The organism is Phreatobacter aquiterrae (assembly GCF_053471285.1).
This window is the reverse complement of the sequence record NZ_JBJPHW010000009.1, coordinates 149,649-172,507: the sequence shown is the minus strand read 5'-3', so window position 1 is coordinate 172,507 and position 22,859 is coordinate 149,649. Positions and strand designations below refer to the sequence as shown.

Genomic DNA, 22,859 nt, shown 5'->3' with positions numbered 1-22,859 from the left:
CGAAAACCTGACGGCAATCCCTGCCCGCTATTGTCTGGCTCCAGGAACTGTCCCGGGAGGCCGCCATGGCGTTCAACGGTCGGAATATTCTGGCGGGTTTTCGTCAGGACAAGCGCGGCAATATCGCCGTCACCTTTGCGCTGGCCGCGATCCCGCTGTTCGGGACGGTCGGCGGGGCGGTGGATTTCCATCGCGCCTCCCGCGATGCCGCCGAACTGCAGGGCGCTTTCGACGCGGCAGCCCTCGCCGCCGCGCGCCAGCACGCGCTCGGCGAGGCTGCCGTGAAGACCATCGCCCGGAACCATCTCGACGGTCATCTCGCCGGCCATCTCAAGGCCTATCCGGTCAGGATCGAGACCTCCGACGGCGGGCGGACGGTGCGCATCATGACCGATGGCGCCACCATGCCGACCGCCATCCTCGGCGTCATCGGCATGACGACCCTCAACGTCGTCGCGAGGTCCGGCGCCACCGCGACCTCACACCACACGGTGACCAGCGCCAAGCCGGTCGTCGCCGAACTCGATCCGGAGGCCGGCGACTACAACCGCATGTATGTCTATTGCTTCGACAAGAGCCGCCAGCATCACGCGGATTTCGGCCGCTCGCAGATGACGGCCATCGCCGACAATGCCGGCACGAAGTACAATTTCAACATGCCGGTCTGCAAGGAGGGCGAGACCTTCTCCTATCGCCTCTACAACGTCCGCAACGCCCGCACCCAGCCGCACCTCTGGGACACCGCAGCGCTCGGCACGCTCATCCCGAACAACCCTGCCGATTGGGCCAGTCCCTGGTCCAACAACCTGTCCTACAACTACTATTCCGACACGACGCTGACCGCAGGCGTGCCGACCCACAACTTCACCAACGCTGTGCCGATTCTCGAGACGGTGATCTGCGACACGCTCGGCCAGTGCAAGGCCAAGGGCAAGGGCGGCATCATCCCCGAGGGCCGGAACCGCACGCCGCAGCAGGCGACGAAGGCCTGCGAGCCCGGCAAGTTTATGTATTTCGGCTGGGAGGATCGCCCGCCCGGCTATGGCTGGACGGACGGCGACTACGACGACATCCGCGTCATCGTCGAATGCCCGAAGGTCAGCACCACGACGACGACCGTGGTCCGGCTGATCGAGTGACCCGGCATCGGTCGCCGGGGACCAGCCGCGCGGGCGGAGCGCTTTTCCGAACGTCAACCGCGCCCTAAGAAGGGAGCATGACCGCTCGCTCCCGCCCCCTCGGCCGCACCGCATGACAGCCTGGTCCATCGATGCCGTGGTGATCGGCGCCGGGGTCGTGGGCCTCGCCGCCGCCCGCCGCCTCGCCCTCGCGGGGCTCGACACTCTCGTTGTCGAGGCGGCCGACGCCATCGGCACCGGCACCTCGTCGCGCAACAGCGAGGTCATCCACGCCGCGCTCTACTACCCCTCCGGATCGATCAAGGCGACGGCCTGCCTGCGGGGCAAGGAACTGCTCTACCGCTACTGCGCCGATCGCGGCGTGACGACGGTCAACTGCGGCAAGCTGATGGTGGCGACCGCCGAAGACCAGTTGCCGAAGCTGCAGGCGATCTGGGACCAGGCCCATGCCAACGGCGTTGCCGGCCTGTCGTGGAAGACGGCGGACGAGGTCCGCGCCACGGAGCCGGCCGTCTCCTGCGTGAAGGCCTTCTTCTCGGCCACCACGGGCATCGTCGACAGCCACGGATTCATGCTCGCCCTGCAGGGTGACCTGGAGACTGCGGGCGGCATGATCGCCTTCGAGACGCCCATCGTCTCGGCCGCCATCACATCTGAGGGTATCCTGCTCCAAACCGGAGGCGCCGAGGCAGCCGAGATCACCGCCCGCATCGTCGTCAATGCGGCAGGCCATTTCGCGCCGAAATTCCTCAACGCCCTTGCCGGATTCCCGCAGGAGCACGCTCCGCGCCAGTGGTATGCGAAGGGCAACTACTTTTCCCTCGTCGGCCGCCAGCCCTTCTCCCGCCTCGTCTATCCGATGCCCGACGGCGCCGGCCTCGGCGTCCACGCCACCGTCGATCTGCAGGGGCGCTGCCGCTTCGGACCGGACGTCGAATGGGTGGAGAGCGAGAACGACCTCGTCGTGAACCCGGCCCGCTCCGAGAGTTTCTATGCCGCCATCCGCGCCTACTGGCCGGACCTGCCGGACGGCGCGCTGCAGCCCGACTATTCCGGCATCCGCCCCAAGCTGCACGGGCCGGGCACGCCCATGCCGGATTTCCGCGTCGACGGACCCGAGGTCCATGGCGTGCCCAACCTCGTCAATCTGCTGGGCATCGAAAGCCCGGGCCTGACCGCCTCCCTCGCAATCGCCGATCTCGTCGCGGCCCGCCTGGGCCTGCCCGCACTGGAGACCGTCCCATGACCGATGCAGCCGCCGTCCTCGCCCAAGGGGCCGTCGCCACCGCGGAGGCCATCGCCGCTGGCGAGACCAGCGCGCGCGCCGTCGTCGAGACATCTCTCGCCCGGATCGCCGCGTCGAACGAGCGCCTGCACGCCTTCATCGCCGTCATGGCCGACGAGGCGCGGGCCGAGGCCGACATGCTCGACACCCTGATGGCGCACGGTCACCGGCGTGGCCCGCTCCACGGCGTCCCCGTGGCGGTCAAGGACATCGTCGATGTCTCCGGCCAGAAGACACGCGCCGGCTCTGTGACCCGCGACCACCTGCCGGCAGCAGCCTCAGACGCCTGGTGCGTGTCGCGCTTGAGGGCGGCCGGCGCCATCGTCGTCGGCAAGACCCACACGGTCGAATATGCCTTTGGCGGCTGGGGCACCAATCCGATCACCGGAACGCCGGTGAACCCGCACGATCCCGTCACCCATCGCGTGCCCGGCGGATCGTCGTCGGGAACCGGCGTTGCGGTCGGCGCCGGGCTCGTGCCCATCGGCTTCGGCACGGATACCGGCGGATCGGTGCGCCTGCCCGCCGCCTGGTGCGGCACGGTCGGCCACAAGACCTCGATGGGCCTCGTCAGCCGCGCCGGGGTCGTGCCCCTGGCGCTGCACTTCGACACGATCGGCCCATTAGCGCGTACCGTCCGCGACGCCGCCGTGATGAGCCAGGTCATGCTCGGCTCGGACCCGGCCGACGGGTCGACCACCGGCGCCTCTGGCCTCGACCTCGTCGGCGGCATCGACGGCGGCGTGAAGGGCCTGACCCTCGGCGTCCTTGCCATCGATGCCGGCCTTGCCGTCGACGGCGAGGTCGCGGCTCGCTTCGAGGCGACGGTCCGGGCGCTGGAGGCCGCCGGGGCGCGGATCGTGCCCGTCTCGCTGCCCGAGACGCTGATGACCTACACGTCGTCCTGCGGCGAACTGATGATGGTCGAGGGCGCGCATCACCATGGCGCGCTCGCGCGGGAGACGCCGTGCCGGCTCGGCAGCTGGGCGGCGCGGCGCATCGGCGGCGGTTTCGACATCCCGGCGACGCGCTATTTCGCCGCGGTGGAAACACGCCAGGCGCGCATGGCGGCGGCCCATGGCCGGCTCGCCGGCAGCGGCATCGATGCGCTGGTCCTGCCGACCACGCCGAGCCCGGCCGTGCCCCTGACGCAGGTCGACGAGGCCGGGCTGCCGGGCATTTTCACCCGCTTCGTCAATTATCTGGAGTGGTGCGGCGTCTCCGTGCCGGTCGGCCTCACGGCCTCCGGCCTGCCCATCGGCTTCCAGGTGGTCACCCCGCGGTTCCACGACGCCATGGCCCTGCGCATCGCCCAGGCCGTCGAGACGTCGGCAGGCGGCCCGCTTCCCCTGCCCGCCTGACGGGCGCGCCCACCTCTCGACGTCGCAGCGCAATTCCGGTCCGATAGAAGGCCAGGAGGGAGGGGCGTATGGAAGTCAGGTATCTCCTCATCGGCTTTGCCTGCGTCGTCGCCGCGGTGCTGGCCCTGGCGATCGCCGTCAAGTGGTGGGAGGTGCGCAAGGCCAGCCGCTGGCTGCCGGCACCGGGGCGAATCGTCTCCTCACGCGTCGTGCAGCGCGAGGTGAGTGCGGGAGAGGGGCGCATGGAGATGCGCAACTTCCCCGCCATCACCTTCACCTACAAGGTCGGCAACCGCACCTACCGGAGCGACCGCTACAGCATCCGCGAGAACCTCGGAAACACCGACGTGACCGAGACCCTGGCGAAGTTCAGGAAGGGTGCTGAGGTCACCGTCTTCTACGATCCCGACGATCCGAGCCAGGCCGTGATCGAGCGCGACATGCCGGAGGGCGCCTTCCAGGCACTCTCCCTCGTCGCGGCCCTGATCGTCGTCGGGGCCGCCGCGCTCGTCTTCGGCACGACCGACATCGTCCGATGGCTCCGCCCCCATATGCCGGAGCCGGGCCAGGCCGGCATGGCCGTCGTCCTCGCCGCGATGGGCCTCATCGCCCTGCGCATGGGCTTCATGCTGCGGGGGCAGGTCGCCGCTTCCCTGCGCTGGCACGAGGCGCGGGGCCGGATCGGGACGTCCGGAATCGAGGAGGTCGAGATGACGCCGCGCGATCCGTCATGGACGGGGCGGCGCGGCTTCCGCTCCCGCGTCATCTACAGCTTCAAGGTGGATGGCCAGACCTATGGCGGCGATCGCGTCGCCTTCGGCGCCAACGCCTCGTCGACCGTCGCCGGCCTGATCTCGGGCGCCGCCGACCGCTATCCCGCGGGATCGCAGGTCACCGTCTACTACAACCCCGACAACCCCGCCGAATCCGTGCTGGAGCGCCGCGCGTCGGGGCTCGTGGTGCTCTGGGTTCTGGCCGGCGCCCTGCTCGCCGGCGCGGCCCGAGTTGCGGGATTCATCTGAGGCCGACGTCGCTGGCAGCGGCCGGTGATGAAATGCGCTTGCCACCTAAATCGATCTGCTGAAGGATTAGGCATTCTGCCACCCTGTCCGGCAACCGCCGGCCGGTGACGGTAGGTCAGGTGACGAGAAGCCGGATCAACCGGCTCTTTGCGAAGGCTGGCATGTGCCTTGCCAGCCTGTCCCGAGGAAGCATCAGGGAGACTTCGTATGCGAACCACGTTCCGTCCGGCTTTGATCGCCGGCGCTATTGCCCTTGCGGGCGCGCTTGTGACCTCTGCCTCTGTCATGGCGCAGGAAAAGGTCCTGCGCATCGGCATGACCGCCGCGGATATTCCGCGCACCCATGGCCAGCCCGACCAGGGCTTCGAGGGCAACCGCTTCACCGGCATTCCCATGTACGACGCGCTCGTCCACTGGGACCTGTCGAAGGCCGACGCCGCCTCCGTGATCATCCCGGGCCTCGCCCTGTCGTGGTCGGTCGATGCCGCCGACAAGAACAAGTGGACCTTCCGCCTGCGTCCCGGTGTGAAGTTCCACGACGGCTCGCCCTTCAACGCGGCGGCCGTGGTCTGGAACGTCCAGAAGGTCCTCGATCAGGCTGCCCCGCATTTCGACCAGAGCCAGGTCGGCGTCACCGTCTCGCGCATGCCGAACCTCGCCTCGGCCCGCGCCATCGATGATCTCACCGTCGAGCTGACCACCAAGGCGCCGGACTCGTTCCTGCCGATCAATCTGACCAACCTCTTCATGGCCTCGCCGGCCCACTGGCAGAAGCTCCTGTCCGAGGTTCCCGCCTCCGTCGCCGATCCGAAGGCGCGGGCCGCGGCCGCCTGGACCGCCTTCGCCAGCAACCCCTCGGGCACCGGCCCGTTCCGCGGCGTGCGCCTCGTGCCGCGCGAGCGCTTCGAAATGGTCGCCAACAAGGACTACTGGGACGCCGCCCGCCGGCCGAAGGTCGACCGCGTCGTCCTCCTGCCGCTGCCCGAGCCGAACGCCCGCACCGCCGCTCTCCTTTCCGGTCAGGTCGACTGGATCGAGGCGCCGGCCCCGGATTCCGTGCCGCAGATCAAGCAGCGCGGCTTCACGCTCTACACCAACGCCCAGCCGCACGTCTGGCCCTGGCAGTTCTCGTTCCGCGAGGGCTCGCCCTGGCTCGACCGCCGCGTCCGCCATGCCGCCAACCTCTGCATCAACCGCGCCGAGCTGAAGGAGCTTCTCGGCGGCCTGATGGAGGTTCCCGTCGGCACGGTGCCGCCCGGTCATCCCTGGTGGGGCAACCCGACCTTCGCCATCAAGTACGACCTGCCCGCCGCGCAGAAGCTGATGCAGGAGGCCGGTTTCTCGGCGTCCCGCCCCCTGACGGTGAAGGTTCTGACCTCGGCCTCGGGCTCCGGCCAGATGCAGCCGATCGTCATGAACGAGTGGCTGCAGCAGGCGCTGAAGGAATGCTTCTTCAACGTCGAGCTGGAAGTCGCCGAATGGAACGCGGTCTTCACCAACTGGCGTGAGGGTGCGGGCCATCCCAACGCCCGCGGCGCCAACGCGACCAACGTCACCTTCGCGGCCATGGACCCGTTCTTCGCCATGATCCGCTTCGTGACGCGGCAGACCAACCCGCCGGCCTCAAACAACTGGGGCTTCTTCAACTCCGACGAGTTCGACCAGCTCGCCGCGACCGCCCGCTCGACCTTCGACGATGCCGGCCGCGACCGCGCTCTCGCCGCGCTCCACAAGCGCATCGTCGAGGAGGCGCCGTTCCTCTGGGTCGCCCATGACGTCGGTCCGCGCGCCATGTCGGCCAGGGTGACCGGCGTCGTCCAGCCCCGCTCCTGGTTCATCGACATCGCGCCGATGGACATCCGTCCGGGCTCCTGACGTCCGCACACAGGTTCGACCGGGCGGCCGCAGGGCCGCCCGGTCCCTCCCCCCGCCGCGTGAGGCTGACATGATTGCCCCAGATCGCCGCCAGATCCTGGCCGCGGGCCTCGGTACTGCCGCGGCCTCGTTCCTCGACATCGCCGAGGTTCACGCGCAGGGCTCGGGCACGCTGCGCATCGCCATGACGGCGTCGGACATTCCCCTGCCGAACGGCCAGACCGATCAAGGTGCCGAAGGCATGCGGTTCGTCGGCTACAACGTCTTCGACAGCCTCATCCTCTGGGATCTCAGCAAGGCGGACGCTCCGGGCGGCCTCGTTCCCGGCCTGGCGACCTCATGGCAGGTCGACCCCGCCGACCCGACGCGCTGGACCTTCGTGTTGCGGCCCGGCGTCACCTTCCACGACGGGGCCCCCTTCGACGCCGCGGCGGTTGTCTGGAACTTCGACAAGATCCTCAAGAACGACGCGCCCCAGTACGACCCGCGCCAGGCCGGCCAGGGCCGCACGCGCATTCCGTCCGTGAAGAGCTACCGGGCCATCGATCCGATGACGGTCGAGTTCATTGCGAACTCTGCGAACGCCCTCTTCCCCTACGAGATTTCCTGGATCCTCATGTCCTCGCCCGCCCAGTGGGAGAAGACCGGGCGCAACTGGGACAATTTCCTGAAGAGCCCCTCCGGAACCGGCCCCTGGAAGGTGGACCGCTACACCCCGCGCGAACGCCTGGAGCTCATCCCCAACGCCGCCTACTGGAACCCGGCACGCCGGCCAAGGCTCGCGCGCGTCGTCCTCGTTCCCATGCCGGAGGCGACATCGCGCACGGCAGCATTGCTGTCCGGTCAGGTCGACTGGATCGAGGCGCCCGCGACGGACAGCATTCCCCAGATGCGCGCGCGCGGGATGCAGATCACCTCCAACGTCTATCCGCACAACTGGACCTGGCACTTCTCCCGCGTGGAAGGCTCGCCCTGGAACGACATCCGCATCCGCAAGGCGGCGAACCTCGCCGTCGACCGCGCCGGCATGGTGGAGCTTCTCGGGGGCATGATGCTGCCGGCCCGGGGCATGGTGCCGCCGACGAGCCCCTGGTTCGGCAAGCCGTCCTTCGAGGTCAAGACCGATGTTCCCGCGGCCCTGAAGCTGATGGCCGAGGCCGGCTACGGTCCCGCAAAACCGCTGACCGTCAAGGCGATCATCTCGCCCTCCGGGTCCGGCCAGATGCAGCCGCTGGTGATGAACGAACTCATCCAGCAAAATCTCGGCGAGATCGGCATCAAGGTCGAGTTCGAAGTGATGGACTGGAGCGCGCTGACCAGTTCCTGGCGGGCGGGAGCGCGGGACCCCTCGTCGCGCGGCGCCCATTCGACCAACTCCTCCTATTTCAGCCAGGACCCGTTCACCGCGCTCATCCGCCATCTCGACAGCAGCCTGTTCCCGCCGCGCGGCACCAACTGGGGCTATTTCCAGGACGCCGACATGGATGCGCGGCTGGCGAAGATCCGCTCGTCCTTCGACACGGCCGAGCAGCTGGCGGCGATCCAGCGCGCGCACGAGAAGTTCGTCGACGACGCGCTGTTCCTCTTCGTCGCGCACGACGTTGCGCCACGCGCCCTGTCGCCGCGGGTCAAGGGCTTCGTTCAGGCCCAGAACTGGTACCAGGACATCTGTCCTGTCACCGTCGGATGAAGTGCAGCATGGGGCGCCGTGAATGCTAGTCTATCTGGGCAAACGCCTCGTCTACACGATCCCCATCGTGATCGGCGTCTCCGTCGTCTGCTTCGCCCTCGTCCACATCGCGCCCGGGGACCCGCTCGTCTCTGTCCTGCCTCCGGACGCGTCCGAGGAACTCAAGCAGCAGATGATGAAGGCCTACGGCTTCGACCGGCCGTACTACGAGCAGTTCTTCCTGTGGTGCTGGCGCGCCCTGCAAGGCGACCTCGGAACCTCCATCGCCACCGGCCGCTCGGTCTCGAGCGAGGTATTCCGGGCGGTGAAGAACACGCTGCTGCTCTCGGTGGTCGCCACCTTCATCGGCTTCTTCTTCGGCCTGCTGTTCGGCTTCGTCGCCGGCTATTTCCGCAACAGCCCGGTCGACAAGATCGCCTCCATCCTCTCGGTGATCGGCGTGTCCGTGCCGCACTACTGGCTGGGCATGGTGCTGGTCATCATCTTCGCGGTGCAGCTCAACTGGCTGCCGCCCACCGGCGCCGGGCCGGGCGGGTCGTCCGACTGGCAGCCCGACTGGGCCCATTTCCGCCACCTCATCCTGCCCGCCGTCACCATGAGCGTCATCCCCATGGGCATCGTCGCGCGCACCATCCGCGCCCTCGTCGCCGACATTCTGTCCCAGGATTTCGTGCCGGCGCTGAGGGCCAAAGGCCTGTCGGAATTCGGCATCTTCGGCCATGTCGTGAAGAATGCGGCGCCCACCGCCCTCGCCGTCATGGGCCTGCAGCTAGGCTACCTGCTCGGCGGCTCGATCCTGATCGAGACGGTCTTCTCCTGGCCGGGAACAGGGTTCCTCCTGAACGCCGCGATCTTCCAGCGCGACCTGCCGCTCCTTCAGGGCACCATCCTTGTCCTCGCGCTGTTCTTCGTCCTCCTCAACCTCATGGTCGATGTGGTGCAGACCACCATCGACCCGCGCATCCAGAGGAGCTGACCCGATGGCCTCCGTCGCCTCGCTCCTGCCGCAGGACCCCGCCAAGACCATCGCCCCGATCGAGAAATCGCCCGGATACTGGGCGGGCGTCGCCAGGCGCTTCGGCAAGGACAAGCTGGCGATCGCCGCCGGCATCCTGGTGTTGCTGCTCTTCCTGATGGCTTTGCTGGCGCCGCTCGTCGCGCCGATGGACCCCTATCTCGGGCGCACCATCCGCAGGCTCCGCCCCGTCGGCACGGCGGGCTTCCCGCTCGGCACTGACGAACTCGGCCGCGACATGCTCTCGCGCCTCATCTATGGCGCCCGCTATTCGCTGATGATGGGCGTGACGCCGGTGATCATGGCCTTCGGCATCGGCAGCTTCATCGGCATCGTCGCAGGCTATGTCGGCGGCAAGACCAACACGGTGATGATGCGCACCATCGACGTGTTCTACGCCTTCCCCTCGGTGCTGCTGGCCGTGGCGCTTTCGGGGGCTCTCGGCGCCGGCATCCAGAACGCCCTCGTCTCGCTCACCGTCGTCTTCATTCCGCCGATCGCCCGCGTCGCCGAGGCCGTGACGACGCAGGTCCGCAACCGCGACTATGTCGAGGCGGCCCGCGCCTCCGGGGCCGGCGGCTTCACCATCATCCGCGTCCATGTGCTCGGCAACGTGCTGGGACCGATCTTCGTCTATGCGACGGGTCTCATCTCGGTGTCGATGATCCTCGCCTCGGGCCTGTCCTTCCTCGGCCTCGGCGTGCGCCCGCCCGAGCCCGAATGGGGCCTGATGCTCAACACCCTGCGCACCGCGATCTACAACCAGCCGCTGGTCGCCGCCCTGCCCGGCGTGATGATCTTCATCACCTCGATCTCCTTCAACGTCCTGGCCGACGGCCTGCGCAACGCCATGGATGTGAAGATATGAGCCAGCCGCTTCTCACCGTCCGGGGGCTCGTCAAGCACTTCCCCATCGCCGGAGGCCTGTTCGGGCCGAAGAAGGTGGTGCGCGCCGTCGACGGCATCGACTTCGATGTCATGGACGGCGAAACGCTCGGCATCGTCGGCGAATCCGGCTGCGGCAAGTCGACCACCGCGCGCCTGCTCATGCACCTGATGGACCCGACGAAGGGCGAGATCCTCTTCGACGGCGCCAAGGTCGGTTCGCCCGACCTGTCGCTGAGCGAGTATCGCCGCCAGGTCCAGATGGTGTTCCAGGACAGCTACGCGTCGCTCAACCCGCGCCTCACCATCGAAAGCTCCGTCGCCTTCGGCCCGCAGGTGCATGGGGTGCCGCAGGGCGAGGCGATCGAACGCGCCCGCGACCTGCTCGCCAAGGTCGGTCTGGAACCCTCGCGCTTCGCCGGCCGCTATCCGCACGAACTCTCCGGCGGCCAGCGCCAGCGCATCAACATCGCCCGGGCGCTGGCCCTCCAGCCCAAGGTCGTCATCCTTGACGAGGCGGTCTCCGCCCTCGACAAGTCGGTGGAGGCGCAGGTGCTGAATCTCCTCCTCGACCTCAAGGAAGAGTTCAAGCTCACCTACGTCTTCATTTCCCACGACCTGCACGTCGTCCGCTACGTGTCGGACCGGGTCATGGTCATGTATCTCGGCAAGGTCGCCGAGATCGGCCCGTCGGAGGCGATCTTCGACGATCCGTTCCACCCCTATTCCGGCGCCCTCACCCGCTCCATGCCGACCATGGACCCGGACAACCGGACCGAGCAGGCGCCGCTCTTCGGCGATCCGCCGAACCCCATCGACCCGCCGCCCGGCTGTCGCTTCCACACCCGCTGCACCTTCGCCGAGGGTGTCTGCTCCCAGCGGGAGCCGGTGCTGACGCGCGCCGCGGCCCTGCATGACGTCGCCTGCCTGAGGTCCGAGCCCGGCTCCGGCCACAGCATGGCGCCCGCCTCCGCGGCTGCGGCGTGAGGAGGACGGACAGATGCTGACAGCCCCACCGCTCGTCGATATCCGCAATCTCAAGGTCACCTTTACCGGCGGTCCGAAGCCGATCTGCGCCATCAACGGCGTCGACCTCTCGCTCGACCGCGGCGAAACCCTCGCCATCCTCGGTGAATCCGGCTCCGGCAAGTCGGTGACGCTGCGCGCTATGCTCCGCCTCAATCCGGAAAAGCGCACGAAGATCGAGGGCGCCATCACCGTCGCCGGCAAGGACGTGCTGGCGCTGGGACCGAAGGACCTGCAGGCCTTCCGCGGCCGCGATGTCTCGATGATCTTCCAGGAGCCGGCCCTCGCCCTCGATCCCGTCTATACCCTCGGCCACCAGATCGCCGAGACCATCGTCAAGCATGACGGCGGCTCGTGGGACGACGCGATGAAGCGGGCGCTCGACCTCTTCGAGCGGGTCCGAATTCCCTCGCCCGAGCGTCGCCTCGGCAACTACCCCCACGAGATGTCCGGCGGCATGCGGCAGCGGGCGATGATCGCCCTCGCCCTCGCCTGCAATCCCAAGGTGCTGCTCGCCGACGAGCCGACCACCGCGCTCGACGCCACCGTGCAGATCCAGATCCTCCTGCTGATCCGAGAGTTGCAGCGCGAATTCGGCATCGCGGTGATCTTCGTCACCCACGACATCGGCGTGGCCGTCGAGGTCGCCGACCGCGTCGCCGTCATGTATGGCGGGCGCATCGTCGAGACCGGGCCGATCCGCGACATCCTGCGCAGCCCCCGCCACCCCTATACGATCGGCCTGATGAAGAGCCGGGCCCACGACGCCATGACCAAGGGCACCCGCCTCGACGCCATTCCCGGCTCACCGCCCGACCTCGCCAACCTGCCGCCCGGCTGCTCCTTCGCGCCGCGCTGCAAGCTGGCGCTGCCGTCCTGCACCGAGGCGACGCCCGAGCCGGTGGCGGTCGGCGCGGGCCACGAGGCGCGCTGCTTCCGGACGGAGGCGACCGCGCCGGTGGCGGCGTGAGAGGGTAGCCCTTGTTCTATATACCCCAATGGGGTACATTAAATTGTGCCAGATCAGATCATGCTGACGGTGGTCGAGACGCCCGGCTACCTGCGCCGTGCGGAAGGACTTCTGGATGCGGACGAACGGGCGAAGGTCATCGATATGGTGGCCGCGTCACCCGCCGCAGGTGATCTGATTCAGGGCACGGGCGGCTTGCGGAAGGTCCGGATTGCACTGTCCGGCCGCGGCAAGAGCGGAGGAGCGCGCCTGATAACATTCTTCCACGACCTGGCGATGCCGGTGTTCCTCATCACCATCTACGGGAAGAGCGAACAGGACGACCTGACAGCCGAGCAGAGGCGGCAGGCGAGGACTCTGACGGACGCCATCCGCGCGCAATATGGACGATGATCATGGGAAATGTGTTTGACGGAATCATCGAAGGCCTGGAACAGGCGCTCGACCACGCCCGGGGGCGCGCCGTCCCCGGTTTGCGCGAACACCAGGTCGCGAGCAGCCTGGTCTCGGAGGCCCGTGAGCGCGCCGGTCTGACCCAGGCTGAAATGGCGACGGTCCTCGGCGCTTCGCTCGGTACGGTCCGCAAATGGGAACGCGGCGAGCGCCAGCCCTCAGGCGCAGCGAGGACGCTTGTGCGGATCATGCACGCCGACCCGGACATCGTTTTGAAGGCGGCCGGTTGGACGACGCCGGCTGAGAACGCCCCCGCAGGCCGACGCCGCTCCAAACCGCGTCGCAAGGCCCGATAGAGTTGCCAGTCTCCGCCATGCACCTGACCATCGTCAACCCGAACACCACCGCCTCCATGACCCGCACCATCGGGGAGGCTGCGCGCGCCGTCGCAGGCCCCGGCACCGTGGTCGAGGCCGTCAACCCCGACAGCGGGCCGGTCTCGATCGAGGGCTACTATGACGAGGTCTATTCCATCCCCGGCATGCTGGCGGAGATGCGCGCAAGGCCCCATGCGGATGCCTTCGTCATCGCCTGTTTCGACGATACCGGCCTCGACGCCGCCCGCTCGCTGATGCCGGTGCCGGTGGTCGGCATCGGCGAGGCCGCCATGCACATGGCGGCGCTGCTGGCGACGAAGTTCTCCGTCGTCACGACGCTCGCCGTCTCCGTTCCGGCCCTCGAGCACAATGTCCACAAGTACGGCTTCGCCCATCGCTGCGCGCGGGTACGCGCCTGCGAGGTGCCGGTGCTGGAACTGGAGAACCCCGCCTCCGATGCACGTGCCCGGATTTCCGACGAGATCGCCCGGGCGAAGACCGATGACCGGGCCGAGGCCATCGTGCTGGGCTGTGCCGGCATGGCGGATCTCGCCGCGGCCCTGTCGCAGGAGCACGGCCTTCCGGTCATCGACGGGGTCGCCGCCGCCGTGAAGCTCGCCGAGAGCCTGCACGCGCTCGGCCTTCGCACATCGAAGGTCGGCGGCTACGCTCCGCCGCGCCCCAAGGCCTATTTGGGGCAATTTGCATCAGCCGCGGTATCAACGGACGGTTAACGGCTCGGCCTTAGGCTGAGCGCGACGCTTCCGTCAGACCCGGGTTGCACGCCGTGACAACCACCGCAGCCACCGAGCGCCGCGCGATCCAGCGCTCGCGCACCTTCTGGAAGGGAACGATCCTGTTCCCCGGGGGCCTGCGCTCTACCGAATGCACGGTCAGGAACTTCACCCCCCAGGGCGCGCGCCTCGACTGCGGCGGTGTGAACGACCTTCCCGATCACTTCGCGTTGAAGATCCCGCAGAAGGGCGAGACCTTCGACTGCACCGTCGTTTGGCGTCACCTGCCGGAAATCGGCGTCGCCTTCGTCGTGGCAGAGACATCGGCGGCCGATTCGCTGTCGGACAAGCTGAAGACGCTCGAACTGCAGAACCGCCGCCTCATGCGACGCCTCAACGAGCGCGATTCCGGCTGAACCGCCGGCCTGCCATGCGAGGAGCATCACGCCCTTGCGCTTCGCGCTGCAATCGGCAGTGATCCGGCCACCATCCGGAGCCTGCCATGCCGCCGAAAGCCGCCATCATCCAGCCCATCCTCATGGCCGCCGTCATGGCCTTCCTGATGACGGCGCTCATCACCTGGCTGAACCTCGGATTTCCCCCGGACTATTTCCGGCGCTGGTTGACCGCTTTCGCCATCGCCTGGCCGGCGGCAGCGATCGCTGCCTATATCGCCATTCCCATCGCCCGCAGCCTGACGATCCGCATCGTCGCATGGATGGAGGCGAAGGGACTGTGACGCCGCTTGCCGCCGCCGAGACCCTGGCAGCGGAGGCGACGCCGCAGCGACTCGCTCTGGCACTGGCGGCGGTGCTGGCGTGCTACCTCGCCGTTGCCTTCGTCCATGCGCCGATCGAGGCGGCCTTGACGGCGACGCCCTGCGACGGGCTGGCCTGCCTCAGGTCGCAACGCCCGGACACGCGCTTTGGCGGCTATGGGGCGGCCGATTTTCGCGTCTATCTCGATACCGTCTGGGGACTGCGCGGCCGGGCGCTTCTCGGACTCGCTGTGGACCTCCCGCTGATGGCGGCGGTGACCGCGGCGCTCCTGCTCGCCGCAGGGCTTGCCGCACCGGGACTGCCGCTCGGCGATCGGACCCGGCGGCTTCTGGTGATCATGCCGCTCGCCTATGCTGCGAGCGATCTGACGGAAAACGCCCTGCTGGCCCTTGCCTATTCCGGCATGGCCGATGTGTCCCTGCTGGTGCCCTGGGCCTCGGCGCTGAAATTCGGCACCGCCGTCGCCAGCGGTGCCGTCAGCCTGATCCTCGGCCTGATGCGGGCTCTCGCCTGACCGTCAGCCAACCGGGTTCTGGGCGGGGGCTGCGCGCTCCGCCATGAACTGGTCGAACTCGGCCCGGTCGCGCGCCCGCTTCAGGCGGTCGAGATGGGCGGCGAACTGCTCCTGCGCCTCGAACAACCGGCGACGCTCCTGCTCGAGACGCGCCAGTTCGGCGGTCTTGTAGTCCTCGAACGCGCTGTTGCCGGTATCGCCGGGGCCAATCAGCGGACGCATCGACTGCCGGCCGCCGTCAGCCGGACGCATCCACTTCTTCCACGCGAGGATGGCAAGGCCGATGGGCCAGAACAACACGAAGCCGACGATCATCGCGGTGAGTTCGACCGGATGCCAGCGCCGGTCCAACGCTCCGCGCCAGCCGCCGCGGAACGGCGTCGAACGGTCGAAGCGATCCGCGGAATGGTGAAGACAGGTCATATCCACTCTCCTTCAGTGTGAATGTAAAACATATTATCATTCACACTGAAGATGTCAATCCCATTCACTTCACGCCGGGAGGTGAACTCACCGATGGCCGGCCCGCGGTGGCGACCGGAGTGGGATCAGTTGGCTTTCAACCCGGTCAGCAGCGCGCCGACGCCAATGTCGAGCAGGTGTTCCGGATCGGACAGCCCCCCGGGCATGGCGATCGAACCTGGAGCCGACAGCGAGGCCAGTCCGTGGGTCAAGGCGAAGACGAGTGTGGCCGCCGCCTTCACCTTGTCGGGGTCGTCGCTGCCGATGGCTCTGCCGACCGCCTGCTGCAGTGCCGCAAAACCCGGATCGTCCTTCGGGCCTTCGTCCCCTGTATGTCCGGTATTGAACATAGCCGCGTAATAGGCCGGCTCCTCGCGCGCGAAGGCGAGGTAAGCGCGGCCCATCGCGAGAAAGCCTTCGGGGCCCCCGGAGCGGGCCGCAGCCCCAAGGCGCCCGCCGAGCGCCTGGAAGCCCTGCACCGCGATCTCCTTGAGGAGGGCCTGACGGTCCTTGAAATGCCGGTAGGGCGCGGCCGGAGATACGCCGGCGAGCTTCGCCGCATCTGACAGCGTGAAACCCGCAGGCCCGCGTTCGGCGATCAGGCGGCGGGCGGCCTCGAGAAGCACCTCACGCAGATTGCCGTGATGATAGCCACGCCGTTCTGACAATGCGGAATCGGGTTGTCGCGCCATGATGTTAAAATTCGTGACATCTGCGACACCGGCCGTCAAGCCGAGCCATGGCACAGCAGCCCCTCGGGGAATCAATGATCCGCGACGCTATGCGGGCCGGCGGCGGTGCCGACGCCAAACCGCGGGGCGCGAGTCGACGGGTCAGGAACCCTCACCTAACGCCGCGCGTTGATCGCTCGAATTTCCGCAGTCTTGTCAATCGGGATCGGGAGCATGCCAAAAAAAGCGCACGAGTCGACCTGTGGATTGCCAGAATCCGCTTTGCGCGCTTCCATGAGCCGGCATAGATTCATGGTCCCGGTTCCTGCAAGGGAGGTCAGCCGTGGTCATTTCGCGTCACGTCAACATTGTTGCCGCGTGCGCCGCTTTTGCCTTTGTGGGGGCTATTCTCTTCGGCGCGTTCTGACAGTCGCGGCAACCGCCGCGCAGCATCCTGTTCCAAGTCCCTTTCGACGGCCGCAACGCCGGGCTATGCGCCCGGCGTTCGCGCTTGTGCTGGCGAATTCTCGATCCCGCGAAACGATCATCGTTTCGTTACATGACCATGCGTCATGCAGGCGGATGAACGACATTCCGGCGCAACAAACATCCTCCATCCTCGCACTCTCGAATTTCGCCCGGACACCGCGGCGGCGGGCATCGCCGTTGCGCCACCGGCACCCAGTCGCGCGTTCAACAAGGTTCGTCCCATGATTCCGCGTCAGACCACCCTGTCTGTCCTCGCCGCGGCCATTGTCCTGGCCGGAGGTGCGGCCGTGCTGTCACCACAACCCGCCGCAGCGCAGGATCAGGCCGAGTTCTACGCCATTGCCCGCGGCGAAAGCGGACGGCGTGCGGCCGAGCCGCAGTCGACCGGTCGTGGATTCGGCTTCTTTTCGCTGTTCGGCCGCCGCTCGCGCGATCTACCTGAAATCACCGTGCGCCCGCCCGAAAATACGCGGGATCGCTCCCGCTCCGATACCGAACAGAGCCGCAGCGCCTCGGGGGAGAACGTCGGCGGCGCCCGCGCCTTCTGCGTGCGCACCTGCGACGGGTACTTTTTTCCTGCCGGCCCGTCGACCTCCGGCGCGGCGCGTGTCGCCCAGCAGTCGAGTTGCTCGGCCATGTGCCCGGGGGCGGAAGTTGCGGTTTACTCCGTCGGCAACCGCGGCTCCATCGAGGACGCCGTCAACGCCCGCGGCCAGACCTACGCGGCCCTCAGAACCGCCTTCCGCTTCCGCCAGGGCCTTGAGCGCACCTGCTCCTGCCAGGGGCTTGCGACGGCTGGCCTCGCCCGCCTGCCCATCACCCACGACGTGACCCTGCGCGCCGGGGACGTGGTGGTGACCGAGACCGGGGTTCAGGTCTTCCGCGGCGCCCCCCGCTTCCCCTATCGCTCCCAGGACTTTGTCGCCGCCCGCGCCTACGGACGCCTTCCGGCCGATGTGCGACGCCGGGTCGACGAGATCCAGGCCGGCATCCAGGCGCGTGACGACGGCACGGCCGCACCGGTCGGACGCCTGCCGCAGGCGGTCCGCGCGCGGGCCGCGCGAGCCGCCACCGAGACCGTCGTGCCGCCCGCCGCCGTCTCGATCCCCGTGACGGCCGGTTCCGCGGACGGCCGGACCGTGCGGGTCATCGACATCACCCAGCGCCGCGACACGGCAATGCACTGAGGACGCCCCTGCGTCAGCGTGGTTGATGTCGCCCCATTGATCAGACATGGCGTGATGGAGTATGAGCCTGCCCCCGGAGGGCTCTTGCCCCACGCGGCGTCGAGAAGACGCAGTGCGGGGCGGCAGTGTCGCCCTCGATTGAACTAGCCGGAGATGCTTCCCGATTGCCGCTGGCACGGGGAAGGTGCAGCGTACCGTTTCGGGCTTGCCCTCCTCAGGGGAGCCGGCTCAACCCGACCGTCCTAAAGGTTCCCATCCGATGGCACATGATACGGCGGCCGGTTCTCCGAACCCGTCCGATGTCGAAGGAGCGGCCGCAGCCGATGGCGGCGCCCCGCGGGCCGCCCTCGGCGAGTCAGGCCACGGTCACTCGCAGGCGAGCTTCTGGGGACTGTTCGTCGGGTCCGTCGGCGTCGTCTACGGCGACATCGGTACAAGCCCGCTCTACGCCTTCCGTGAAGCCGTTGTGGCGGCCACAGGCCATGGCGCCACAGGCGCGCCCAGCCGCGACATCGTCCTCGGCGTGCTCTCGCTGATCCTGTGGTCGCTGATCCTCATCATCACCGGCAAGTATGTCCTCCTGCTGCTGCGCGCCGACGACAAGGGGGAAGGCGGCATCCTGACGCTGCTGGCGCTGGCCCAGCGCGCGCTCGGCAAGCCGAGCTATCTGGTAGGCCTGCTCGGCATGGCGGGAGCCGCGCTGTTCTACGGCGACGCGGCCATCACGCCGGCGATCTCCGTGCTGTCCGCGCTTGAGGGCCTGAAGCTGGTGACGCCGGTCTTCGAGCCCTACATCCTGCCGTTGACCGTGGTCATCATCGTCGGGCTCTTTGCCGTGCAGAGCCATGGCACGGCCAGCGTCGCCCGTTATTTCGGTCCGATCTGCATCGTCTGGTTCCTGGCAATGGCGCTGATCGGCGGCATCCATATCGCCGACGACCTCGGCGTGTTCCATGCCTTCAATCCCTATTACGGTCTCGTCTTCCTCGCCAATAACGGCACCATCGGCCTGCTTGCGCTCGGCGCGGTGTTCCTGGCCGTTACCGGCGGCGAGGCGCTCTACACGGACATGGGTCATTTCGGCCGCAAGCCGATCCAGTGGGCCTGGTTCTGCCTCGTCTTTCCCGCCCTGACGCTGAACTATCTCGGCCAGGGCGCCATGGTGCTCGCCGATCCCTCGAAGCTCGCCAACCCGTTCTATCTGCTGGCCCCCTCCTGGGCGCTGCTGCCGATGGTGGTTCTCGCGACAATGGCCACCATCATTGCCAGCCAGGCGGTGATCACGGGGGCCTTCTCGCTGTCGCGTCAGGCGATCCAGCTTGGCCTCCTGCCGCGCATGGCCATCCGCCACACCTCCGAGGAGCATTCCGGCCAGATCTACATGCCGGCCGTGAACTGGGGCCTGCTCATCAGCGTCCTGGTGCTGGTGCTGATGTTCAAGAACTCCTCCAGCCTCGCCTCGGCCTATGGCATCGCGGTCACCGCGACCATGTTCATCACGGCCGTGCTGGCCTGGTTCGTGGTGCGCCGCCTGTGGAAATGGAACATCGTTCTTGCGCTCGCCGTCATGGCGCCGCTGATCCTCATCCACCTTATTTTCTTCGGTGCGAATCTCCTGAAGCTGGTCGACGGCGGCTGGGTGCCGCTGGTCATCGGCGCGGTCATCATGTTCCTCATGATGACCTGGCGGAAGGGCTCCGCGATCCTCGCCGACAAGACCCGCCGGATCGAGGTGCCGCTGGCCGATCTTCTGAAGAGCTTCGACAAGCGCCCGCCGCATCAGGTCACGGGCACGGCGGTGTTCCTGACCTCGGACCAGGCCTATGCGCCGGCCTCGCTCCTGCACAACCTCAAGCACAACAAGGTGCTGCACGAGCACAACGTCTTCCTCGCGGTGAAGAGCGTCGACACGCCGCGGCTGCCCGACGGCGAGCGCGTCAGCTTCGAGAAGATCAACGACCGCTTCTCGCGGCTCACCGTGCGCTTCGGCTACATGGAGACGCCGCACGTCCCGAAGGCGCTCATCGCCTGCAAGAAGTACGGGCTGAAGTTCGACATGATGTCGACCTCGTTCTTCCTGTCGCGCCGGCACCTCAAGGCCTCCGGCAAGCTCGGCATGCCGCTATGGCAGGACTACATCTTCATCGGCATGGCGGTGAACGCCAACTCGGCCTCGGACTATTTCCACCTGCCGACCGGCCGCGTCGTGGAGGTCGGCACGCAGGTCACCATCTGACCTGCGCCCGCGCCGCCTGCGGCAGGCGTCAGCGCCCGATGGCTATTCCGCCGCCTCGCTCATGGTGCGCAGCAGCGCCGCATCGTAGTTGAGTACCGGCGCGAGCCAGCGCTCGGCCTCCTCCACCGTCCAGCCCTTGCGCCGGGCATAGTCCTCCACCTGGTCGCGCTCGACCTTGCCGACGCCGAAATAGGCGCTGTCCGGATGGGCGAAGTAGAGGCCTGAGACCGAGGAGCCCGGCCACATGGCGCGGCTCTCGGTGAGCTTCACGCCGATCGCATGCTCGGCGTCGAGCAGGCGGAACAGCGTATCCTTCTCGGTATGGTCGGGCTGGGCAGGATAGCCCGGGGCCGGACGGATGCCGCGATACTGTTCGAGGATCAGTTCCTCGTTCGAGGTCGTCTCGTCGGGCGCATAGCCCCAGAGCTGCTTGCGCACGATCTGGTGCATGCGCTCGGCGAAGGCCTCGGCCAGCCTGTCGGCCAGCGCCTTTGCGAGGATCGAGGAATAGTCGTCCTTGGCCGCCTCGAAGCGCTTCGACAGCGCCTCCTCGCCGATACCGGCGGTGACGACGAAGCCGCCGATCCAGTCCGGCTTGGTGCCGGTCGGGGCGATATAGTCCGACAGCGCGATATGGGCGCGGTCGCGGCCCTCGCGGCGGGAGATCTGCTGGCGCAGCGTATGCAGCCGGCCGATCTCCTGGGTGCGCTCCTCGTCGGCATAGAGCGCGATGTCGTCGCCGACGGCGTTGGCCGGCCAGAAGCCCACCACGGCCTTCGCGGTCAGCCATTTCTCCCCGACGATCCGCTGCAGCATCACCTGCGCGTCCTTGAACAGGTTGCGCGCGGCTTCGCCGTACTTGTCGTCGTCGAGGATGGCGGGGTAGCGCCCCTTCAACTCCCAGGTCTGGAAAAACGGCGTCCAGTCGATGGCGCTGACGAGATCGGCAAGGTCGAAGTCCTCGAAGACGCGGGCGCCGATGAAGCCGGGCTTCGGCGGCGTATAGCCGGCCCAGTCGAGTTTCAGGCTGTTGGCGCGGGCATCGGCCAGCTTCATGCGCAGCTTGTTCTGCTCGCCGCGCAGGTGCGCCTCGGCGATCTTGGCGTAATCGGCCTTGATGTCGGCGACATAGGCCGGCTTCTGCTCCTCGGAGAGCAGCGCCGAGGCGACGCCCACGGCGCGCGAGGCATCGAGCACATAGACCGTCTGGCCGCGGCTGTAGTTCGGATGGATCTTCACCGCGGTGTGGACGCGCGAGGTGGTGGCGCCGCCGATCAGCAGCGGCACGGAGAAGCCCTCGCGCTCCATCTCGGAGGCGACATGCACCATCTCGTCCAGCGAGGGGGTGATGAGGCCCGACAGGCCGATGATGTCGACCTCATGCTTGCGCGCCTCGTCGAGGATGCGCTGCGCCGACACCATCACGCCGAGATCGATGACCTCGTAATTGTTGCACTGGAGCACGACGCCGACGATGTTCTTGCCGATGTCATGGACATCGCCCTTCACCGTCGCCATCAGGATCTTGCCGGCGGCCGGCTTGTCCACGAGGCCCATGTCGCGCTTTTCCTGCTCGAGGAAGGGCTGGAGATAGGCCACCGCCTGCTTCATCACGCGGGCCGACTTCACCACCTGCGGCAGGAACATCTTGCCGGCGCCGAACAGGTCGCCGACATGGTTCATGCCGTCCATCAGCGGACCTTCGATGACATGCAGCGGACGCACCGCCTGCTGGCGCGCCTCCTCGGTGTCCTGCTCGATGAACTCGGTGATGCCGTGGACGAGGGAATGGGTCAGGCGCTCGCCGACCGGCTTCTCACGCCAGGACATGTCCTTCTTGTTGTCCTGCTGGGCGACGCCATCGCCCTTGAAGCGGGCCGCCGCATCCACCATCCGCTCGGTCGAATCCGGGCGGCGGTTGAGGATGACGTCCTCGCAGAGTTCGCGCAGTTCGGGATCGATCTGGTCATAGACCGGCAGCGCGCCGGCATTCACGATGCCCATGTCCATGCCGACCTTGATGGCATGGTAGAGGAAGACCGAATGCATGGCGGCGCGCACCGGCTCGTTGCCCCGGAAGGCGAAGGACAGGTTCGACACGCCGCCGGAGACATGGGCGTGCGGCAGGTTCTGCCGGATCCATTTCGTCGCCTCGATGAAGTCGACGCCGTAGTTGTTGTGCTCGTCGATGCCTGTCGCGACCGCGAAGACGTTGGGGTCGAAGATGATGTCCTCGGGCGGGAAGCCGACCTTCTCGGTCAGGATCTTGTAGGCGCGGGCGCAGATCTCGGTCTTGCGGGCGAAGGTGTCGGCCTGGCCGACCTCGTCGAAGGCCATGACGACCACGGCGGCGCCGTAGCGGCGGACCTTCCTCGCCTGCTCGATGAACTTCTCCTCGCCCTCCTTCATGGAGATCGAGTTGACGATGGCCTTGCCCTGCACGCATTTCAGGCCGGCCTCGATCACCTCCCACTTGGAGCTGTCGACCATCACCGGCACGCGGGCGATGTCCGGCTCGGCCGCCATCAGGTTGAGGAAGGTCACCATGGCCTTCTCGGAATCGAGCAGGCCCTCGTCCATGTTGACGTCCAGCACCTGCGCGCCGTTCTCGACCTGCTCGCGGGCGACGTCGAGGGCGGCGGAGTAGTCGCCGTTGGTGATCAGCTTCCTGAACTTCGCCGAACCGGTGACGTTCGTTCGCTCGCCGATATTGATGAAGGAGGCGACGGGGGTGGTCATCAGAGACACT

21 protein-coding genes are annotated in these 22,859 nt (G+C 67.6%); 18 read left to right on the top strand and 3 right to left on the bottom strand.

Annotated features, from left to right (window positions below; all coding sequences use genetic code 11):
• Positions 1-65: 65 nt before the first annotated feature.
• The 16 genes from ACJ4V0_RS15050 to ACJ4V0_RS14975 all read left to right on the top strand — a co-directional run bounded on the left by ACJ4V0_RS15050 (position 66) and on the right by ACJ4V0_RS14975 (position 15,065).
• Positions 66-1,139: a TadE/TadG family type IV pilus assembly protein gene (locus ACJ4V0_RS15050; RefSeq protein ID WP_448300405.1), complete on the top strand. Its 1,074-nt coding sequence runs from the start codon at positions 66-68 to the stop codon at positions 1,137-1,139.
• 112 nt (positions 1,140-1,251) lie between these two features.
• Positions 1,252-2,385 carry an NAD(P)/FAD-dependent oxidoreductase gene (locus tag ACJ4V0_RS15045; RefSeq protein ID WP_448300404.1) on the top strand — a complete coding sequence of 378 codons (1,134 nt, stop codon included), beginning with the start codon at positions 1,252-1,254 and terminating at the stop codon, positions 2,383-2,385.
• On the top strand, positions 2,382-3,785 hold the full coding sequence (locus ACJ4V0_RS15040; protein ID WP_448300403.1) for an amidase: 1,404 nt from the start codon (positions 2,382-2,384) through the stop codon (positions 3,783-3,785). The genes ACJ4V0_RS15045 and ACJ4V0_RS15040 overlap by 4 nt, the downstream gene beginning before the upstream one ends.
• Positions 3,786-3,853: 68 nt before the next feature.
• Positions 3,854-4,807 carry a DUF3592 domain-containing protein gene (locus tag ACJ4V0_RS15035; RefSeq protein ID WP_448300402.1) on the top strand — a complete coding sequence of 318 codons (954 nt, stop codon included), beginning with the start codon at positions 3,854-3,856 and terminating at the stop codon, positions 4,805-4,807.
• 207 nt (positions 4,808-5,014) lie between these two features.
• On the top strand, positions 5,015-6,682 hold the full coding sequence (locus ACJ4V0_RS15030) for an ABC transporter substrate-binding protein (RefSeq protein ID WP_448300401.1): 1,668 nt from the start codon (positions 5,015-5,017) through the stop codon (positions 6,680-6,682).
• A 70-nt stretch (positions 6,683-6,752) separates the two neighbouring features.
• On the top strand, positions 6,753-8,372 hold the full coding sequence (locus ACJ4V0_RS15025; protein WP_448300400.1) for an ABC transporter substrate-binding protein: 1,620 nt from the start codon (positions 6,753-6,755) through the stop codon (positions 8,370-8,372).
• Between the two features lie 22 nt (positions 8,373-8,394).
• Positions 8,395-9,348 (top strand): ABC transporter permease, encoded by a 954-nt coding sequence (locus tag ACJ4V0_RS15020; protein WP_448300399.1) that lies wholly within the window; start codon positions 8,395-8,397, stop codon positions 9,346-9,348.
• Positions 9,349-9,352: 4 nt separating this feature from the next.
• On the top strand, positions 9,353-10,255 hold the full coding sequence (locus ACJ4V0_RS15015; protein ID WP_448300398.1) for an ABC transporter permease: 903 nt from the start codon (positions 9,353-9,355) through the stop codon (positions 10,253-10,255).
• The gene (locus tag ACJ4V0_RS15010; RefSeq protein ID WP_448300397.1) at positions 10,252-11,259 is read left to right on the top strand and encodes an ABC transporter ATP-binding protein; all 1,008 of its coding nucleotides are present in this window, start codon (positions 10,252-10,254) and stop codon (positions 11,257-11,259) included. Before ACJ4V0_RS15015 ends, ACJ4V0_RS15010 begins: the two co-directional genes overlap by 4 nt.
• 13 nt (positions 11,260-11,272) lie before the next feature.
• Positions 11,273-12,268: an ABC transporter ATP-binding protein gene (locus tag ACJ4V0_RS15005; RefSeq protein ID WP_448300396.1), complete on the top strand. Its 996-nt coding sequence runs from the start codon at positions 11,273-11,275 to the stop codon at positions 12,266-12,268.
• Positions 12,269-12,328: 60 nt separating this feature from the next.
• Positions 12,329-12,661 carry a type II toxin-antitoxin system RelE/ParE family toxin gene (locus ACJ4V0_RS15000; protein WP_448300395.1) on the top strand — a complete coding sequence of 111 codons (333 nt, stop codon included), beginning with the start codon at positions 12,329-12,331 and terminating at the stop codon, positions 12,659-12,661.
• Positions 12,658-13,017 (top strand): type II toxin-antitoxin system RelB family anti-toxin transcriptional regulator, encoded by a 360-nt coding sequence (relB, locus tag ACJ4V0_RS14995; protein WP_448300394.1) that lies wholly within the window; start codon positions 12,658-12,660, stop codon positions 13,015-13,017. Before ACJ4V0_RS15000 ends, relB begins: the two co-directional genes overlap by 4 nt.
• Positions 13,018-13,034: 17 nt before the next feature.
• Entirely contained in the window at positions 13,035-13,772 is a 738-nt protein-coding gene (locus ACJ4V0_RS14990) for an aspartate/glutamate racemase family protein (RefSeq protein WP_448300393.1), read from the top strand.
• A gap of 53 nt (positions 13,773-13,825) precedes the next feature.
• Positions 13,826-14,188, top strand: a complete 363-nt coding sequence (locus ACJ4V0_RS14985; protein WP_448300392.1) for a hypothetical protein — start codon at positions 13,826-13,828, stop codon at positions 14,186-14,188.
• Between the two features lie 86 nt (positions 14,189-14,274).
• Positions 14,275-14,511, top strand: coding sequence for a DUF2798 domain-containing protein (locus tag ACJ4V0_RS14980; protein WP_448300391.1), 237 nt, complete (start codon positions 14,275-14,277; stop codon positions 14,509-14,511).
• Positions 14,487-15,065, top strand: coding sequence for a hypothetical protein (locus ACJ4V0_RS14975; RefSeq protein WP_448300390.1), 579 nt, complete (start codon positions 14,487-14,489; stop codon positions 15,063-15,065). Before ACJ4V0_RS14980 ends, ACJ4V0_RS14975 begins: the two co-directional genes overlap by 25 nt.
• A 3-nt stretch (positions 15,066-15,068) precedes the next feature.
• Here ACJ4V0_RS14975 and ACJ4V0_RS14970 read toward each other — a convergent pair whose 3' ends face one another.
• Positions 15,069-15,488 (bottom strand): DUF2852 domain-containing protein, encoded by a 420-nt coding sequence (locus ACJ4V0_RS14970; protein WP_448300389.1) that lies wholly within the window; start codon positions 15,486-15,488, stop codon positions 15,069-15,071.
• A 125-nt stretch (positions 15,489-15,613) separates the two neighbouring features.
• A complete protein-coding gene (locus tag ACJ4V0_RS14965) occupies positions 15,614-16,219 on the bottom strand; it encodes a TetR/AcrR family transcriptional regulator (protein WP_448300388.1) in 606 nt (201 codons plus the stop codon).
• 689 nt (positions 16,220-16,908) lie between these two features.
• On the opposite strand from ACJ4V0_RS14965, the gene ACJ4V0_RS14960 reads away from it, so the two are divergent.
• On the top strand, positions 16,909-17,874 hold the full coding sequence (locus ACJ4V0_RS14960; protein ID WP_448300387.1) for a DUF2865 domain-containing protein: 966 nt from the start codon (positions 16,909-16,911) through the stop codon (positions 17,872-17,874).
• Between the two features lie 259 nt (positions 17,875-18,133).
• A complete protein-coding gene (locus ACJ4V0_RS14955; protein ID WP_448300386.1) occupies positions 18,134-20,110 on the top strand; it encodes a potassium transporter Kup in 1,977 nt (658 codons plus the stop codon).
• Positions 20,111-20,152: 42 nt separating this feature from the next.
• Here the strand turns inward: ACJ4V0_RS14955 and metH are convergent, their stop codons facing one another.
• Complete coding sequence (gene metH / locus ACJ4V0_RS14950; RefSeq protein WP_448300428.1) at positions 20,153-22,858, bottom strand: methionine synthase; 2,706 nt, start codon at positions 22,856-22,858, stop codon at positions 20,153-20,155.
• Between the last annotated feature and the right edge of the window lies 1 nt (position 22,859).